The organism is Methylomonas sp. HYX-M1, from assembly GCF_040741385.1.
Lineage (GTDB): Bacteria > Pseudomonadota > Gammaproteobacteria > Methylococcales > Methylomonadaceae > Methylomonas > Methylomonas rhizoryzae.
Genome location: NZ_CP160405.1, coordinates 1,951,341 through 1,967,469 on the forward strand (window position 1 = coordinate 1,951,341; position 16,129 = coordinate 1,967,469).

Below are 16,129 nucleotides of genomic sequence, written 5' to 3' on the forward strand. Positions count from 1 at the left end.
AGCCGATTGCCTGCACGCCGGCTTGCCGGCGACGGTCGCGAATTTGTTTTATTCGCCGCTAGCTAACACGTTAAAATGTAGCGTTTTTTCCGGCCTTTCCGTCGCGGCTGCCGCTGGCGCGCGGTTGGCGGCCGGCCCGCTAATAGTGTGTTACGTTTAAGGAGACGGAAAACGTCATGTCAGACATAGAAATTGCCCAACAAGCCAAGATGCGGCCCATCATCGAATTGGCCGGCGAAAAATTCGGCATTCCGGCCGAACACTTGGACCCTTACGGCCATTACAAGGCCAAAATCTCGTTGGAATATGTGAATAGTCTGCAAGACAACGCCGAAGGCAAGCTGATTTTAGTCACGGCGATCAGCCCGACCCCGGCCGGCGAAGGCAAAACCACCACCACGGTCGGCTTGGGCGATGCGCTGAATCGGGTCGGCAAAAAAACCATTATCTGTTTGCGTGAGCCGTCCTTAGGCCCCTGCTTCGGGGTCAAGGGCGGTGCGGCCGGCGGCGGCTATGCGCAAGTGGTGCCGATGGAAGACATCAACCTGCATTTTACCGGCGATTTTCATGCGATCGGCATCGCGCATAATCTATTGGCGGCTTTGATCGACAACCACATCAACCACGGCAACAAGTTGGACATCGACCCGCGCCGCATCCAGTGGAAGCGGGTGATGGACATGAACGACCGCGCCTTGCGCAAAATCGTGGTCGGCATGGGCGGGGCGGCTAACGGTTATCTGCGCGAGGACGGCTTCGACATCGTGGTCGCCTCGGAAGTGATGGCGATTTTATGCCTGGCCACCAGCCGCGCCGATTTGAAAGAACGCTTGGGCCGGATCGTGATTGGCTACAAATCCGACAAGGTCACCCCGGTCTACGCCAGCGATTTGAACGCCCACGGCGCGATGGCGGCGGTATTGAAAGACGCGATCAAGCCGAATCTGGTGCAAACCCTGGAAAACAATCTGGCCATTATCCACGGCGGCCCGTTCGCCAACATCGCCCACGGCTGCAACACCGTCACCGCCACCAAAACCGCGTTGAAACTGGCCGATTACGTGGTAACCGAGGCCGGCTTCGGTGCCGATTTGGGCGCGGAAAAATTTATCGACATCAAATGCCGCATGTCCGGCCTGAAACCGTCGGCGGTGGTGCTGGTCGCCACGGTGCGGGCATTGAAATTCCACGGCGGCGTGGCCAAGGACGAGTTAAACCGGGAAAATCCGGCCGCCTTGGAAAAAGGCTTCGCCAACCTGGAACGGCATCTGAGCAACATCCAAAACCACTATGGCCTGCCGTGCGTGGTCAGCATCAACCATTTTACCTTCGACACCGACGCCGAAATTGAATGGCTGAAAAGTCAATGCGAAGCGCTGGGTGCGAAATGCGTGATCGCCAAACACTGGGCGCAGGGAGGAGCAGGGGCGGAAGCCCTGGCGCAGGAGATTTTGCAAATCGTCGATAATCGGGAACCTGCGTTCAATTACGTCTACGACGACGAACTGCCGCTTTGGAACAAGATCGAAGCCATCGCCACCAAGCTCTACGGCGCCGGCAGCGTCAGCGCCAGCCCGAAAGTCATGGCCGACATTAAGGCCTTGCAAGCTAACTACGGCCACTTCCCGATCTGTATGGCCAAGACCCAGATGTCGTTTTCCACCAACCCGAACGCCAAGGGCGCACCGTCCGGCCACAACGTGGAGATCAGCGAAGTGCGCTTGGCGAACGGGGCGGGCTTTATCGTCGCCATTGCCGGCGACATGATGACCATGCCCGGCCTGCCGAAAGTGCCGGCCGCCGAGCGCATCGACATCAGCGACGACGGCGTGATCAGCGGTTTGTTTTAACGTTAACCGGGTTCGGGTATACCGTTGTCACTCGCCCTGAACTTTTCTAACAGCGAGTGAGGACGGGTTTAGTCCACCTCGGAATGCTGCGAAATGCGGGGTGGGCGGTTGAGAAGCCTCCAATCCGTTATTAGCAGGGAGCCTACAAAGAGCAGTTGCCATGTGTTATAGACCGTTCGTGCCGAGCAAAGTCTAAGTGCGGACGGTCTGTAACACACGCACCGGCGGGGTATTTTTAAAATCCCGTTCACCCTTCGACAAACTTCGGACAAACCGGATTTTTCACGACTCGACTCTTCTGGTTAGGATGATGGGGGTTTAATTCGGCTTTGTCCGATTGGACTGGTTGACTTTCTTTACCTAAACCGGAGCATTTCAAATAACAAGGAAAGGCTGCGTAAAGCCGTTGCGAAAGTCGTGTCTCGGCCCGACAGGCGAGTTTCTTTCTGTTACGAAAACCATCCCTGGTTTTCGACTTGCGGGCCAGCCTATCGGTTGTGCAAATGTTCTCCAGACTAATTTGTGCTCGGGCAAAAGAAAGACCGCAAAGACCAACCCGCCGGGAGCGGGTATGGAGGCCAGCGGCGTACCCAGTGCGAGCGCCTGGATGGCGCGAGGCAGCAGACTGCCCCGTATACGGCCTCAATCTTGTGCTTCTCGTAGATTTGGCCAGGGTTTTTCAAAGCGGCGCCCCAGGTCCTGCGGGCGGTTCACGCCATATACTGCGATGGTCGGGGCGATCTGAGAGGAGCGTGCACCCCCCGCCTGTGGCGAATTATGTATTTTGTGAGCCGACAAAATCGAAGCAAGGGCCGGGATGAAAATGCGATTAGCGCCTACCGAGCATTAATTCGATTTCTTCGACAATCTCTTCCTGGCGCAGCCGATTTCGTTGGCGGTGCAGGTCCTCGCCGCTCTGATCCAGATAGTGCAACGCCGTTTCCATTTGTAATAAACGCATATGGTTTTCGACCCGGATAGCGTTTAACAGCAATGCCAGCAGACTGTGGTAAAGATAGTGTTCCGCCACTTGCGCAGCGACCTGGGCGGGTGGAGCGTATGTTAGCGGCGATAGTTTGGCGCTGTCGACACGGGTATGGGGCAAGGGCCACAGGCGGATACTCCGCGCGCCATCTTCGTCGCGATAGCAGGCAACCAGGCCGAAACCGTGTTCGTCTCGCAATTGCTCGATGGCATTCAAGATTGGGTCGATGATATTGTAAGCGGTCATACTGCTTTCGGCGCCGGCCAGTTTCACGATCGATGGGCGCTGGTCGAACCAGGCGTGTAAGCGTTCTCCCAGGAGAATCAGCGGGCCGTCGGCCTTAGCGCGGTCGCGCCAATAGGCTACTACGTCTTCGTTGAAACTGCCGCAGAAACCGCGCACCGAACCGAATAACAGCCCAATGTCGTTGGCGGACGAAACTGCGGCTTCGGGCTGTGTCGCCCAGTCGGCAGCGAGGTCGTCGAATGCGCTGCGTACTGCGGTCATGACCTTGTGTTGGGCTTGCTCGCGTTGGTTGACATTTCGCAGTTCCGCCAAAGCGAAGCTGCGCATCGCCCCCAGAATTCCGGTCAAATCTTCGTACAAGGCCAAACGCGCCTCGATTTCCCGGCGCTGGCTCACGACAGTCCGTCGAAAACGTCGCGCAAGGCCGCCAGCCATTGCGATTTGGGCGCGTCCAGTTTCAACGCGGGTAGATTCGCTACTAGTGCATTAAGCGCAACTTCGACCCGGTGCGGCGGGATAGAGTCGAACAGTCCGTCGCCGTAGGCCAGCAACCAAGCCAGATGTGCTTGTTCGGACCAGGGCTGCAGCCGGTCTTGTTTCAAAATCTCCCGCAGCAATCGGCCGCGCCGCAACTTTGCCTCCACGCTGGCCTCTAGCCGGGTACCGAAGCGGGCGAACAATTCCAGTTCCAGAAATTGCAGATAGTCCAGGCGGATATGCGCCGCCGCGGCTTTTATGGCGGGATGTTGCGCTTTGCCGCCAATGCGCGATACCGAGCGGCCGATGTCGATCGCCGGCAGGATGCCGGCAGCAAATAATTTGCTTTCGAAATAAATTTGCCCGTCGGTAATCGAGATCAAATTAGTGGGGATATAGGCCGACAACTCGCCCTGGCGGGTTTCGATGATCGGCAAGGCGGTCATGCTGCCGCCGCCGCAGGCCGGCGCCAACACGGTCGAGCGTTCCAGCAGGCGCGAATGCAGATAAAAAATGTCGCCCGGATACGCCTCGCGGCCCGGCGGCCGGTGCAGCAGCAGCGATAATTCCCGATAAGCCTGGGCGTGGCGGGTCAAATCGTCGTACACCACCAAGGTATCCCGGCCCAATCGCATCCAATATTCGGCGATGGCACAGCCGGCGAACGGCGCCAGATAGCGAAAACCCGGCAAGGCGTTGGCTTCGGCAACCACCACCACGGTGAAATCCAGTGCACCGGTTATCCGCAAGGTCGCCACCGTACCGGCGACCGCGGCGCGCGGTTGGCCGATCATCACCAGCACGCACAGTACGTCGCGGCCGCGTTGATTGATTATCGCATCCAAGGTCAGCGCGCTTTTGCCGGTGCCGTCGTCGCCGATGATCAATTGCCGTTGGCCCTTACCGATCGGAATCAGGCTATCGACGATTTTGCAGCCGGTGTAGATCGGGTCGGTAACGAAGTCGCGTTCCACAATGGTCGGCGCGGCAGCTTCCAGTGGCCTAAACTGGCGGTATTGCAGCGGCGGCAGTCCGTCCAGCGGATTGCCGAGCGGATCGATGGTGCGTCCCAGCAAGGTGTCTCCGACGCCGACTTCCAGTTTGCGGCCGATATGCTGTACCGACATGCCGGCGGTGACGCCGCGGCTTTGCGATAGCAAAATTGCTCCCAGCATGTCCTTGCCTAGCTGAAATACCAGGCCTGTGCTGCCGTCGTCGAAGCCGATCAACTCGTCCATGCGCGCCGACGGCAGGCCGCGGATCCAGGCAATGCCGTCGCCGATGCCGGCCACGCAGCCACGTTCCGAAAGGCGCAAACCGAATCGGTAGGGTTTGCCGCTATCGCTCATGGTTGGCTTGGCGTCTGAAAAACGCCAATTCGTCAGCCAGATTGGCGTGTAATTGGCATTCGCCGACCACAGCCCGCAGGCCGGCGATCAGACTGGGGTCCTGCTTGAAACTAAACTGTAACGGTTTTTCCGCAGCGACCGACAGGGCGCCGTTCAACTGTTGCTGCATTGCTTCCGGCAGCGGATGTGCAGTAGCGATGTTGACTGCCGAGGCTTCGATCAGCATTGCGGCGGCTTTGCACAGCGAGGTCCGCTCATCATCCGTCAGTTGAGCCAGGTCTTCGAGAAAAACCTCGGCGATGCGTAGCGTCAAATCCACCGAAGCCAGCCGCTGCAACAGCGTTGCCGTTTGCCCGTATGCGGCAACGGCGGCTTCGCGGGCCAAAGCCGCCTCCCGGCTGGCGATCCGGCTTTGGCTGCGGCTACGGTATTTGGCTTCTTCTTCGGCTAAGGTTTGCTGGAGTTTATCCAATGCGTCGGCGCGTAACCGCGCCAATTCCTCGTCCAGCTCGTGTCGTTCGGCCTGCTGCCGACTATCCCAATCGGCCAGTTTGGTTTGATATTCCTGACGCAATGTTTCGGCTTCACGTAAGGTTTGCTCGGCCTGTTCGGATTGCTGGCGGATGCGTTGCTGGCGTGCATCCAGCAATGTTAGAGCCGGCCGGTACAACAAGCGTTGCAATAGCCAGACCAGCACCAGAAAGTTCAGAATTTCCAGAACAAAGGTTGTCCAGTCGAATGACATCATTGGCCGTTTCTCCGCCGCACCGGTATCAGTTGAGGAAATATTCCAGCAACGGGTTGCGAAACAACACGATCAAAGCTATCACCAGACAGTAAATGGCCAGCGATTCGATCATCGCCAGACCGATGAACAAGGTACGAGTGATGGTTTTTTCCGCTTCCGGTTGGCGAGCCAAGGCCTCCAACGCGCTGGCAATGGCTTTGCCCATGGCGATGGCCGGCAACATGGTGCCGACGGCGATGACTAGGCCGGCCACGCAGGTGGAAATCAGGCTGAACAAATGCAAATCGGTCATGAACTGTGCTCCTGGGAGGATGGGGAATCGGAGGGGGCGCCTTCCAGCGCGCCGGCAATGTAGATCAGGGCCAGCATGCCGAAGATATAGGCTTGCACTACCGCTTCCACGACGTGCAGCATCAACAATGGCACCGGCACCAGAAAGCCTGCGATCAGCAACACTAGCAGGGCTGCCATCTCCAGGCTCATGATGTTGCCGAACAAGCGAATCGCCAAAGCCAGGGTGCGTGTCAGTTCACTGACGATGTGAAATGGAAGCAGGATAGGGCTGGGTTCCAGATAGTGGTGCAAATGGCGGCGCCAGCCATGGTCGCGAATGCCGAACCAATGGGTCGATCCGAATACCAGCAATGCCAGCGCCGATGTGGCGGACAGGTCGCGGGTGGGGGAATGCAATCCGGGAATCAGTCCAACCAGATTGGCGACTAAAACGAATAGCCACAACGTCGCGACGAACGGCAACACCCGCCGCACTGCCGCTGTCGGCAGCACCTCGGCAATCGCGGCCTCGATGGCCACCACTACCGCCTCGACGCCGGCTTGCAGCCGACCGGAGCCGTGCCGGTTGGACCAATGGTACAGCACGGCCAGTGCGGCAAAAGCCGCCATCACGCCCCAGGTGGTCAGTACCGTGCCGTTGACGGCCAGCGGGCCAAGACCAAGCGAAACGTCGTCAGTGTGATTGGCGGTGTACATTGCATCCTTTCCTTCGGCGCGGCCGGTTGGACTCAAACATGGTTCCGGATGAAGCGAATTACATTATAGCCGCCGACCGCGATGCCCAGCACAATCAGACTCACGGTCCAACGCACCGAGTAACCCTCCGCCAGACCATCCAGCCAGCGGCCTAAATAGGCTCCCAGCACAATGGGCACCGCCAATAGCAGGCCCAGCGTGCCGCCGTAAAACAACATGCCCAGCCAAGTTGCCGGGCGTTGGGCTTTGTCGTTCAGCCGGCGCAAGTCGCGGCGGGTATGCTCGATCAATTTTTGGCGAAAACCCATGGTTACAACCCTCCTGCCGCATGGCTGGTCAATTCTGCCAAGCGCCGCATCAGCGACCGCTCGATTTCGGATAAGGTCGCGCGCGCGGCATGAATGTCGGAATCGGCGCGGGTCATTTCTTCTGCCAGACGTTCGCACAATAGGTCGGGATCGTCGCCGAGAAAATAACGCACCGCGGTTACGGTCAACCGATTGTCGGCGAAACGCAGCACGCCGCCAGGCATGGTTAAATAATGCCAAGCGCCGTTCGCTTCTTGAAACCGCGCCAAGCCATAACGCAACACGGCCACGCAAGGGACGTGGTCGGCCAGCAAGCCGAAGCTGCCGCCGGCGTCGGCGCCGATGAATTGCCTCACGTCTTCGAAGCGCGCGCTGCCGTGGCTGTCCAGTAAATCCAGGCAGAAGGTTTTCATGCCGGCATTCCACCCTTCATATAACAGTCGGCTTCGTCGAGCCGGTCATATTGGCCGGCGATGAAGGCTTCGCAATCGGTAATCGTTTGTGCCAACGGGACTTTCACTCCCGGCAAGCCGGTGTGGTCGGCAACCGTGACAAACGGCTGGGTCAAATAGCGTTGCAGACGTCTGGCTCGTTGCACGATGCAACGATTTTCCTGTGACAGTTCCTCGATGCCGAGCATGGCGATGATGTCTTCCAAATCGCGGTAGCGGGCAAGATGCTCACGCACCGCCCGGGCCACTTGATAATGCCGCTCGCCAACGATGTGGCGATCCAATATGCGGCTACCGGAACGGAGCGGGTCGATGGCTGGGTAAATTCCCTTGGCTGCTTGTTGGCGCGACAAAATCACCACGCTGTCTAGATGGCCGAGTATGGTCGCCACTGCGGGGTCGGACATGTCGTCGGCCGGCACGTACACCGCTTGAACCGAGGTGATCGCGCCGGATTTGGTCGAGACGATCCGTTCTTGCAATGACGCCACTTCCGTCAACAAGGTCGGTTGATAGCCCACGGTGGCGGGCATCCGGCCCAACAAACCGGAGATTTCGCTCCCGGCCTGGACGAAACGGAAAATATTATCCATCAGGAACAACACTTCGCTATTGAGCGAGTCGCGCAAGTATTCGGCGTATGCCAAGGCAGTGTAGCCGACGTGAAATCGCACCCCCGGCGATTCGTCCATCTGCCCGTAAATCAGCAGCGCTCTGGGCAGAACGCCGGCATCCGCCATTTCTCGCCACAATTCGTGACCCTCGCGCATGCGCTCGCCGACGCCGGCGTATACCGACACGCCCCGATTGCCGCCGACGGCGTGCATGAATTCCATCATCAACACTGTTTTGCCGACCCCGGCCCCGCCGAACAGACCGGTTTTACCGCCGCGCACGAACGGACAAAGCAGGTCGATGACTTTGATGCCGGTTTCCAGAATTTTGCTGGAGGGCAAAGTATCCGCCAACAAGGGAGGCGGGGAGAGAATGTTGCGGAATGCCTTGGCCGGCAAGGATTGACCGCCGTCCAGCGGCTCGCCGAACAAATTCAGCATGCGGCCCAGGCAAGACGGATCGACCGGAATTTGCAGCGCGTCGCCGCTATCGAAAACTGGCATGCCTCGATACAGGCCGGAAACCGAATGCAGTGCGATGGCTCGGATCAGCGTCGGTTCCAGATGCTGAAATATCACCAGCACGTATCGGCCATCGCCGTTGATTACATCCAGCGCCTGGCCTATCGGTGGCAGGTAGTGGCAACGCACGTCGACCACAGGGCCTTGTGCCGCTTCGACGATCCCGACTTTAGGTTTGGTGTGGTCTGATGGCATAAGGGTCTCGTTTTTTCCGCCGCATGCCGGCAGGTAGGATACTTTAGCACTTTGGCGGCGCAACAAACTATTGACGGCGCGAACGGATAATCGGGCGGCGACGATTGCCGAAAATACCGTTGTCGCAGCGGAAAACCTCAATCGGTAGGCAACGGACAAAAGCGATTCGTTCGGGGTTTTCTCAATCGAGGCTGACGTTAGCGGCAGCAATCGTGGCTTGGCCTAATGCCAATCCGCCGTCGTTGGCCGGATAGCGGCGGGGGATTAAAACGGTCTTGCCCCGTTCCCGGAGTTGGTCGGCCACGATTTCCAGCAATAAGCGGTTCTGAAACACGCCGCCGCTGAGTACGCATGTATCGACGGCGTGGGTTTGGGACAGTTGCGCCATTACGGCCACGGTGGCGTCGGCCAGGCTGTGATGAATGCGGGCGGCGATTTGCGGCTTGGGACGTTGGTGCTGCAAGTCGTCGAGCACCGCGAGCCACAGGCCACGCCAGTTCAAAATCGAAATGCCGCATGTTTGTTCCGGGCACCAGCTGTCAGGGTAAGGTATTTGGCCGGCGAACGCCGCCGCCGCCAGGTTTTCCAAGGCAATCGCCGCCTGGCCTTCGTAATCGGCTCGCTCGGCATGCAAATCCAGAGCGGCGGCAAACGCGTCGAACCAGCGGCCGACCGAGCTACAGCGCGGCGCGTTCAGATTTTTGGCTATCATCGTATCCAAGGTAGCCAGCGGCTTGTTCGCCAAACCTTGCAAGAACGGCAGATTGCCGAATTCCGCCAGCAGTTCGTCCCAAACCAAATAATGCCGGAGCTGGGCATAGGCGTTGCGCCAGGGTTCGCGCATGGCTTGGCCGCCGCCGGGCAGCGCAATGGGCTGGAAATGGCCTAAGCGGGTAAAGCTGCGGTAATCGCCCAGCAAAAATTCGCCGCCCCACAGTTCGCCGTTCTCGCCCATGCCCAGCCCATCGAATATCGCCGCCAAGACCGGCGGCGCATCCAGCGCCACGCCGTGTTCGGCCAGGCAGGCGGCCAAATGGGCGTGATGATGCTGGACGGTCAAGCAGGGCAAGCCTTGCGCTGCCGCCAAGCTTTGGCCGTATTGACTGGACAGATAGCCGGGGTGTAGGTCTATCGCAACCCGTTCGGGCCGGAAGCCGTGCAACTGCCGGTACAGCTCGATGGCGTGGCGGTAATCGGTTTGTACCGCAGCATTTTCCAGGTCGCCGATATGTTGGCTGACCACGGCCTGGCCGGGTCTGAGCAGGCAGAAGCTGTTTTTCAACTCGGCGCCCATCGCCAGCACAGGCGCGGCCTGCTCGAAACCGGGCGGCAACGGCAAAGCTTGCGGCGCATAACCGCGCGCCCGCCGCAGTAGGCGGATCTCGCCGTCCATCTGCCGCGCCACCGAATCGTCCAGCCGGTTGACGATGTCGCGCTCATGCAGCAGAAAAAAATCGGCGATGCCGGCCAGTTTTTGCCGCGCATCGTCGTTATCGGTGCATTGCGGCTCGTCGCTGACGTTGCCGGAGGTCAGCAGGATGGGATCGTGCAACTCCTGCATCAACAAAGTATGCAACGGGGTGTAAGGCAGCATGAAGCCGAGTTTGGCGTCGCCCGGCGCCACGCCGCCGGCCAGCGCTTCGCCGCGGGCGCGCAGCAGCACGATGGGCGCGGCCCTGTCTTGCAAGGCAAGGTTTTCGGCCGCGTCGGCTGCGGCAAAGCGATGCACCATGGCTAAGTCGCGGGCCATCAGCGCGAACGGTTTGGCGTAACGGCGCTTGCGCTGGCGGAGGGAGTCGACCGCCGCGGCATTGGTCGCGTCGCAGGCCAAATGAAAGCCGCCCAGGCCTTTGATGGCGACGATGCGGCCCTGGCGGAGCAGTTCGGCGGTTTGCCGGATCACATCGTCCATGCTGCCCAAGTCCGGCGCCGATGCCTTTGCGTCAAGCCGTTGGTGCTGAGCTGGTCGATGCATAAGCGGCTTGACTTGGAACCGCGAATTGTCCCCTGCAGCCTTCGACAAGCTCGGGGCGAACGGAACCATCCTAGTTTCGCTGCCGGTGGCGCCGCACGCGGGTTCGCTGCTGTTCTCGGCCGCTTCCAGCCACAAGCTCGGCCCGCAAACCGGGCAGCAGTTGGCTTGGGCGTGAAAGCGGCGGTCGGCCGGATCGTCGTATTCGCGCTGGCAGTCCGGGCACATCGCAAAGGCCGCCATGCTGGTGTTGGCGCGGTCGTAAGGCACGGCGCGGACGATGGACAGGCGCGGGCCGCAGTGGGTGCAGTTGGTGAAGGGATATCGGTAGCGGCGATTGGTTGGATCGGCGATGTCGGCCAGACACTCCGGGCAGGTGGCGGCGTCGGCGGCGATAGGCGTGGCGATGCCGTCTCGCCGGCTGGCGACGATGCGGAATTCGTCCGGCGCGGCTTGATTCAAATCCCGGCATTCCAGCGCGTCCAACCTCGCCAACGGCGGCAGTTCGCGCGGAATCCGGGCGATAAACCGCTCCAAAGCCTCGGCGTTGCCGAAGGCATGAATCATCACGCCTTCACCGTCGTTCCAGACCTCGCCGGTCAAGCCGCAGCGGCGCGCCAAATGCCAAATCGCCGGCCGAAAACCGACGCCCTGCACCACGCCGCGGGCGCGGATGGCCTTGCCCGCCATCAGCAGATGCGCGGCAGTTGCTCGCCTACCGGCCAATCGACGATGCGCCGGCCGCCGAAAGCCGTGGTCATTTGCACGAAACGGTGTGGATCGGCCACGACTTCGCCGATGATGGCGGCGGCGCTGCCCAAGGGATGCCGGCGCATCGTCGCCAGCAGCGTCTCGGCCGCATCGGCATCGCAGATGCAGACCAGTTTGCCTTCGTTGGCGACATATAAAGGATCGAGACCGAGAATTTCGCAGGCCGCCTTGACTTGAGCCTTGACCGGAATCCGGGCTTCGTCGATCACGATGCCGACCCCGGACTGGCCGGCCAACTCGTTCAATACCGCCGCCAAGCCGCCGCGGGTCGGGTCGCGCAGGCAGCGGATCGCGCTCGGCGCCGCGTTCACCATATCGGCCACCAAACCATGCAACGCCGCCGAGTCGGAAACGATGCTGGTCTCGAACTGCAAGTTCTCGCGACTGGCCATAATCGCCACGCCGTGGTCGCCGATCGAACCGCTCAGCAGCACCGCGCAACCCGCTGCGGCGCAGTCGCCGGAAATCTCGACGCCGTCCGGCACCAGGCCGACGCCGGTGGTGGTGATGAACACGCCGTCGGCCTTGCCGCGCTCGACCACCTTGGTATCGCCGGTGACGATGGGCACGCCGGCGGTCTTGGCCGCCGCCGCCATGCTGGCGACGATGCGCTCCAGGTCGGCCAGCGGCAGGCCTTCTTCCAGGATGAAGCCCGCCGCCAGATACAGCGGTTTGGCGCCGGACATCGCCACGTCGTTCAGCGTGCCGTGCACCGCCAGCGAGCCGATGTCGCCGCCCGGGAAAAACAACGGCGAAATCACATGGCCGTCGGTACTGATCGCCAAACGGCCGGCCGGCACGTTGAACAAAGCCTGGTCGTTGCGGCGATTCAGCAAGTCGTTGTCGAAATGCTTGATGAACAACTGATCGATCAATTGCGCCATAGCGCGGCCGCCGCCGCCGTGGGTTAAATCGATTTGGCCGGATTTGAGATTGAGTGATTGGGAATGGGACATGGGTTTGTATTATTGATGATCTAACAAAACGCTTAGATGTACGCATCGGGTACCTTTAAGAGGTCGCGACAATTGGATTGCAAAAAAAGGTACGCGGTGCGTATTTACTTGACTGCATGAAATGGTACCGTGGTACATCTGCCGTCGGGAAGGCGAAATTGTTTATGCGAACCGCGTTGCCGAACTTCGGTGAATCCCAACAGTTCAAGCAAAACCACAACTTCGCGAGGTTTAAGAACAGGTATGTTTCCCATGCTTAAGCGACGACTACATTTTGAGTTCCAACAAACTCGGCTTGAAGTACCGGCTCGCCATCCTCAAGCAACATTGCAACGACTTCCCGAAGATTTTTATTGAGCTCGGCCAACGACTCCGCTTGGCTGTGAGCGCCTGTAAATCCTGGAATAAAACCTACATATAATCCAGTGTCGTGACATTTTTCGATAATTGCGGTGTAAGTTTTCATATTGGCAAAACTTGGCTTTATGTGAAATACCGTGGGCAAAATCTGCCCGCTACATCTTATCGGGTTCATCCGCCCGACGCCGTCGGTATCGCCAAGTTTGGCATATGACTCCTGTTTTTTGGGCATAAAAGACCGCTTGATTAATCGCACGATGGAATCCATGAATTGTTACGGGGCGTTTGATATGCCGCAAATTAGCGCCAACGATTTGAAAACTAAAGGCATTGCCGCGATCGAATCGGCGCTGGTCTATGCGCCGGAAACCGTGGTGTCGGTGCAGGACAAGGAGCGTTTCGTGGTGATGGACATCGCCGATTACCATTATTTACGCGAATGCGAATTGGATGCGGCGCTGGCGCAAACCCGCGCGGATTTGACGGCCGACCGCTTCACGCAGGAGTCTCCGGAAGCGCATCTGGCTAGGTTGGACGCGCTGTAATGGCGTATGCGTTGGCCTTTACCGAGCAATACGGCAAAAGCCTCGCGCTTTATTCAAGCCCCATCCGGAATTACGGCAGACGTATTTAAAAACCTTGCAGTCACTGCAGGCCAATCCGTTTCATCCGTCGTTGCGCCTGCATCCGTTACAAGGCAAGTTGGCTGGGCTGCATTCGGTTTTCATCCATTTGTCTTATCGCATGGCGCTGGAATTGTTGAGCGAGGACGGCCGGATTATTCCTGTCAATATTGGCGTTCACGACGCGGCGATTGAAGACCGTAGGCGTGCTTAGCGAATGGGAAGCGCAACTTGTACCCTATAGGATATCGGTCGCGAACGATACCTCTCAGTTTGTTCTTCCTGAGCGGAATGGGTTGTACATCCCGTCCTGAACGTTTTATCGGTTGGATTCCCGCGTGTACAGCGCAAAGCAATTCAAGAGCAGGTTCGCTATCTGGAGATATTTGATAGTGCTGTGGGTCCGACCGTATAGCCTAACCCACAGCTATGACGTTAAGTCGATTGTTTTTTTCGGGTAGCGCCGATCAATCCGAATAAGCCACTGGCGAATAACCAGATTGCCGCAGGCACAGGGACCGTTGCTGGCGCGATACTCAAAGTGCCAAACGTTGTTGTTTTTTGGGTTGCATCAGCACCAAAAAATCTCCCCCAAGTAAACCCGACTATATTGGTCGCATCCGGCAATAACTGCAGATCGCCCACCAGTGTGCCGGCGCTAGCCAGATTGTCCACAACATTGACCAATTGGGCAAAAGTCTGTTGCCCAAAGCCGGGATTGTTGTCGACAAGATTCCAAGTGCCTCCCACTTTTTTCAAATACCAATCTTGCGGTGTCAGGTAAGGGGAGGGGCCGTCAACAGTGGTGAGACGGAATGCACCGCTAAGGCCGATCTGGCCGACATTTGAATCGGAGGTGTCCATCGTGGTGGCCTGAAGAGTTCCGGCGGCTCCGTAGTTAATCTTCGTGGAATTCGTATTGATTGATGACACGAATGTGCCTGATCCTCCAGTAATTTCGCTGCCTCCCGTCGTTGAGGCGTCTAACGCCGTTGTATTAAAGGAAGCATCAAAAAAAGTTGTTGGATAATAACCCGATCTAAGAAAGCCGGAATCCCATGTCCCGTTCAGCGTAATCGTTGCGTTACCGGAGATCAGCGTTGCACTAGCGGTTTCAGACAGAAAAACAGAACTCGCCATTATTACAGCCAGACCAGCAATTTTTGTTTTTTGAATAACTTTAAAATTGTGTTTCATTTTGATCCCTAAAACTGTATTTAATAATTAAATTTTCCTTAAACAGTACTGCCAAGTCACCCATACGCAGGATTTCATCAATCCGCGAGAAAGATGTCCGGATGCCATATGTAACGGCTCTCAAATACAGGTAACCCGGTTGTCTGATGCGCCCTCGGCGTTCCGGAACCGCCTCGCGGCGGCTAATGACTGTTCTGGCGGAGCGTCTGGCGGCTTCCACGGATTGCCGGCGGTATCGGGTGCCGGGTGGGACGTATTTTTTACGGCAAACTTGCAGGAGTGGCTGCTGGGGACGCTGGTTCGGTATATCGATGTATTGCGGGCCACCCAACGGGAGGGCTGTTTCACAGAGATGCTTGGGTGGTGTTGTTTGACCATATACATTCCCGCGAGGTTAAGTTTTCCACCGAATCGCTGCTCTAAACAGCGAAGCTGTCTGTAATCGGCCTCGCGGCGGCAATCGCTGCCGGGCAGGGAATTCCTCATCCGGGTTTAACCCGAGACCGGCGGCGTCCAAGCAGTTTTGAGGTTACCGCGACAACGCGGAAACCGTAACTACTGTAAAAAACGCCGCCAAGATCTTAATCGGGCAACTTTCAGCTCGTCGCCGCGGTTTTTCTGCGCATACCGATCAAGCCGGCCAGGGCGCTGCCGAACAACCAAACCGCCCCAGGCACCGGCACCGGGCTGGAAGTGATGTCCAACACGTAACCGTCGTGCTGTTGATTCCAATGGAGGCCGCCGCTGCCGCCCAAGGCGATGGTGTAGACGACGCCGGCTTCGGCCAGGAAGGTAAACGCGTTGACGCTGTCGACGCTATCGTCGTAGCCTACGACGGTATCCAAACCGGTGTTGCCGAACGGGTTGGTAACGCCGACCGGAATTTTCAGCGGCGGCAGATAAGGCGTTCCGGCTTCGGCATTGTTCCATGGGCCGTGGTGGGAATAACCGGTTAAATTGGTCGCCATGCCTTCGAACACGGTAACGCCGAAATTGGCGATCGGGCCGTTAATCGCGGACAAATTAAGGTGTACGTATTGGGTGACTTCCGACTTGAATAAGCCGATGTCGGTATTGTGCTTCCAGCCGGTACCGGACGCGTCGCGCCAAGCACCGCCGGCGGTATCGATGTCGGCATATACGCCGTAGTCGTCGTAGGCATCTTGTTGCGATACTTCCAACGCGCCGCCCGCGCCATGCAGGGTTGCCGCCCAGTTCAAGATAGGCGCGCCGACGTAACCGAACGGCGCATCGCCGTTGCTGGTGCCTACCCAACCGGGGTTGGTATTGGCGGAGTTACCGCCCGATGTGCCGCCAAAGCCCCATACCCAACCGTCTGTGCCATTGTCGCCGGCATCCGTGGCCAAATAAGCGGTGTGGTGATTGTAGGTGTTGTACATCACGTGGGCGGAAGCGCTGGAAACGCAGGCGGCAGACAGCGCGGTTCCGGTCAGCAGCACTTTGATAACTTTGGTCAGACTGGCATGTTGTTTCGACATTGTTGATTTCTCCAT

Annotated in this window: 17 protein-coding genes; 3 read left to right on the forward strand and 14 right to left on the reverse strand. The window is 58.4% G+C overall.

Going from position 1 to position 16,129, the window contains the following annotated elements:
- The first annotated feature begins 176 nt into the window (after nt 1-176).
- The gene (locus AB0A83_RS08940; protein WP_367156039.1) at nt 177-1,850 is read left to right on the forward strand and encodes a formate--tetrahydrofolate ligase; all 1,674 of its coding nucleotides are present in this window, start codon (nt 177-179) and stop codon (nt 1,848-1,850) included.
- Between the two features lie 829 nt (nt 1,851-2,679).
- Here AB0A83_RS08940 and AB0A83_RS08945 read toward each other — a convergent pair.
- From AB0A83_RS08945 to AB0A83_RS09000, 12 genes are all read right to left on the reverse strand, one after another.
- A complete protein-coding gene (locus tag AB0A83_RS08945; protein WP_367156040.1) occupies nt 2,680-3,477 on the reverse strand; it encodes a F0F1 ATP synthase subunit gamma in 798 nt (265 codons plus the stop codon).
- Nucleotides 3,474-4,907: a F0F1 ATP synthase subunit alpha gene (locus AB0A83_RS08950; RefSeq protein WP_367156041.1), complete on the reverse strand. Its 1,434-nt coding sequence runs from the start codon at nt 4,905-4,907 to the stop codon at nt 3,474-3,476. Before AB0A83_RS08950 ends, AB0A83_RS08945 begins: the two co-directional genes overlap by 4 nt.
- Nucleotides 4,897-5,655 (reverse strand): F0F1 ATP synthase subunit delta, encoded by a 759-nt coding sequence (locus tag AB0A83_RS08955; RefSeq protein WP_150047939.1) that lies wholly within the window; start codon nt 5,653-5,655, stop codon nt 4,897-4,899. The genes AB0A83_RS08950 and AB0A83_RS08955 overlap by 11 nt, the downstream gene beginning before the upstream one ends.
- A gap of 25 nt (nt 5,656-5,680) precedes the next feature.
- Nucleotides 5,681-5,947, reverse strand: a complete 267-nt coding sequence (locus tag AB0A83_RS08960; RefSeq protein ID WP_150047940.1) for a F0F1 ATP synthase subunit C — start codon at nt 5,945-5,947, stop codon at nt 5,681-5,683.
- Entirely contained in the window at nt 5,944-6,645 is a 702-nt protein-coding gene (locus AB0A83_RS08965; protein WP_150047941.1) for a F0F1 ATP synthase subunit A, read from the reverse strand. The genes AB0A83_RS08960 and AB0A83_RS08965 overlap by 4 nt, the downstream gene beginning before the upstream one ends.
- Nucleotides 6,646-6,677: 32 nt before the next feature.
- A complete protein-coding gene (locus AB0A83_RS08970) occupies nt 6,678-6,953 on the reverse strand; it encodes an AtpZ/AtpI family protein (RefSeq protein ID WP_150047942.1) in 276 nt (91 codons plus the stop codon).
- A gap of 2 nt (nt 6,954-6,955) precedes the next feature.
- The gene (locus AB0A83_RS08975) at nt 6,956-7,366 is read right to left on the reverse strand and encodes a F0F1 ATP synthase subunit epsilon (RefSeq protein WP_150047943.1); all 411 of its coding nucleotides are present in this window, start codon (nt 7,364-7,366) and stop codon (nt 6,956-6,958) included.
- The gene (gene atpD / locus AB0A83_RS08980) at nt 7,363-8,736 is read right to left on the reverse strand and encodes a F0F1 ATP synthase subunit beta (RefSeq protein WP_150047944.1); all 1,374 of its coding nucleotides are present in this window, start codon (nt 8,734-8,736) and stop codon (nt 7,363-7,365) included. Before atpD ends, AB0A83_RS08975 begins: the two co-directional genes overlap by 4 nt.
- A gap of 181 nt (nt 8,737-8,917) precedes the next feature.
- Nucleotides 8,918-11,398 (reverse strand): carbamoyltransferase HypF, encoded by a 2,481-nt coding sequence (gene hypF / locus AB0A83_RS08985; RefSeq protein ID WP_367156042.1) that lies wholly within the window; start codon nt 11,396-11,398, stop codon nt 8,918-8,920.
- Nucleotides 11,398-12,435, reverse strand: a complete 1,038-nt coding sequence (hypE, locus tag AB0A83_RS08990) for a hydrogenase expression/formation protein HypE (protein WP_367156043.1) — start codon at nt 12,433-12,435, stop codon at nt 11,398-11,400. Before hypE ends, hypF begins: the two co-directional genes overlap by 1 nt.
- Before the next feature lie 104 nt (nt 12,436-12,539).
- Nucleotides 12,540-12,689, reverse strand: coding sequence for a type II toxin-antitoxin system HicA family toxin (locus AB0A83_RS08995; RefSeq protein ID WP_367156044.1), 150 nt, complete (start codon nt 12,687-12,689; stop codon nt 12,540-12,542).
- A gap of 2 nt (nt 12,690-12,691) precedes the next feature.
- Complete coding sequence (locus AB0A83_RS09000; protein WP_367156045.1) at nt 12,692-13,063, reverse strand: type II toxin-antitoxin system HicB family antitoxin; 372 nt, start codon at nt 13,061-13,063, stop codon at nt 12,692-12,694.
- 22 nt (nt 13,064-13,085) lie between these two features.
- On the opposite strand from AB0A83_RS09000, the gene AB0A83_RS09005 reads away from it, so the two are divergent.
- Together AB0A83_RS09005 and AB0A83_RS09010 are read left to right on the forward strand one after the other, a co-directional pair.
- Entirely contained in the window at nt 13,086-13,340 is a 255-nt protein-coding gene (locus tag AB0A83_RS09005) for a type II toxin-antitoxin system Phd/YefM family antitoxin (protein ID WP_367156046.1), read from the forward strand.
- 94 nt (nt 13,341-13,434) lie between these two features.
- Nucleotides 13,435-13,632 (forward strand): hypothetical protein, encoded by a 198-nt coding sequence (locus AB0A83_RS09010; protein WP_367156047.1) that lies wholly within the window; start codon nt 13,435-13,437, stop codon nt 13,630-13,632.
- Nucleotides 13,633-13,853: 221 nt separating this feature from the next.
- Here the strand turns inward: AB0A83_RS09010 and AB0A83_RS09015 are convergent, their stop codons facing one another.
- Entirely contained in the window at nt 13,854-14,615 is a 762-nt protein-coding gene (locus AB0A83_RS09015) for a hypothetical protein (protein ID WP_367156048.1), read from the reverse strand.
- A 596-nt stretch (nt 14,616-15,211) separates the two neighbouring features.
- Nucleotides 15,212-16,114 (reverse strand): VPLPA-CTERM sorting domain-containing protein, encoded by a 903-nt coding sequence (locus AB0A83_RS09020; RefSeq protein WP_232056830.1) that lies wholly within the window; start codon nt 16,112-16,114, stop codon nt 15,212-15,214.
- Nucleotides 16,115-16,129: the final 15 nt, after the last annotated feature.

Bases quoted from the DNA above. Each gene is read 5' to 3' on its own strand.
- AB0A83_RS08940 (WP_367156039.1), top strand. From the start codon at position 177: ATGTCAGACATAGAAATTGCCCAACAAGCCAAGATGCGGCCCATCATC.
- AB0A83_RS08950 (WP_367156041.1), bottom strand. From the start codon at position 4,907: ATGAGCGATAGCGGCAAACCCTACCGATTCGGTTTGCGCCTTTCGGAA.
- AB0A83_RS08955 (WP_150047939.1), bottom strand. From the start codon at position 5,655: ATGATGTCATTCGACTGGACAACCTTTGTTCTGGAAATTCTGAACTTT.
- AB0A83_RS08960 (WP_150047940.1), bottom strand. From the start codon at position 5,947: ATGACCGATTTGCATTTGTTCAGCCTGATTTCCACCTGCGTGGCCGGC.
- AB0A83_RS08965 (WP_150047941.1), bottom strand. From the start codon at position 6,645: ATGTACACCGCCAATCACACTGACGACGTTTCGCTTGGTCTTGGCCCG.
- AB0A83_RS08970 (WP_150047942.1), bottom strand. From the start codon at position 6,953: ATGGGTTTTCGCCAAAAATTGATCGAGCATACCCGCCGCGACTTGCGC.
- AB0A83_RS08975 (WP_150047943.1), bottom strand. From the start codon at position 7,366: ATGAAAACCTTCTGCCTGGATTTACTGGACAGCCACGGCAGCGCGCGC.
- atpD (WP_150047944.1), bottom strand. From the start codon at position 8,736: ATGCCATCAGACCACACCAAACCTAAAGTCGGGATCGTCGAAGCGGCA.
- hypF (WP_367156042.1), bottom strand. From the start codon at position 11,398: ATGGCGGGCAAGGCCATCCGCGCCCGCGGCGTGGTGCAGGGCGTCGGT.
- hypE (WP_367156043.1), bottom strand. From the start codon at position 12,435: ATGTCCCATTCCCAATCACTCAATCTCAAATCCGGCCAAATCGATTTA.
- AB0A83_RS08995 (WP_367156044.1), bottom strand. From the start codon at position 12,689: ATGGGAAACATACCTGTTCTTAAACCTCGCGAAGTTGTGGTTTTGCTT.
- AB0A83_RS09000 (WP_367156045.1), bottom strand. From the start codon at position 13,063: ATGGATTCCATCGTGCGATTAATCAAGCGGTCTTTTATGCCCAAAAAA.
- AB0A83_RS09005 (WP_367156046.1), top strand. From the start codon at position 13,086: ATGCCGCAAATTAGCGCCAACGATTTGAAAACTAAAGGCATTGCCGCG.
- AB0A83_RS09015 (WP_367156048.1), bottom strand. From the start codon at position 14,615: ATGAAACACAATTTTAAAGTTATTCAAAAAACAAAAATTGCTGGTCTG.
- AB0A83_RS09020 (WP_232056830.1), bottom strand. From the start codon at position 16,114: ATGTCGAAACAACATGCCAGTCTGACCAAAGTTATCAAAGTGCTGCTG.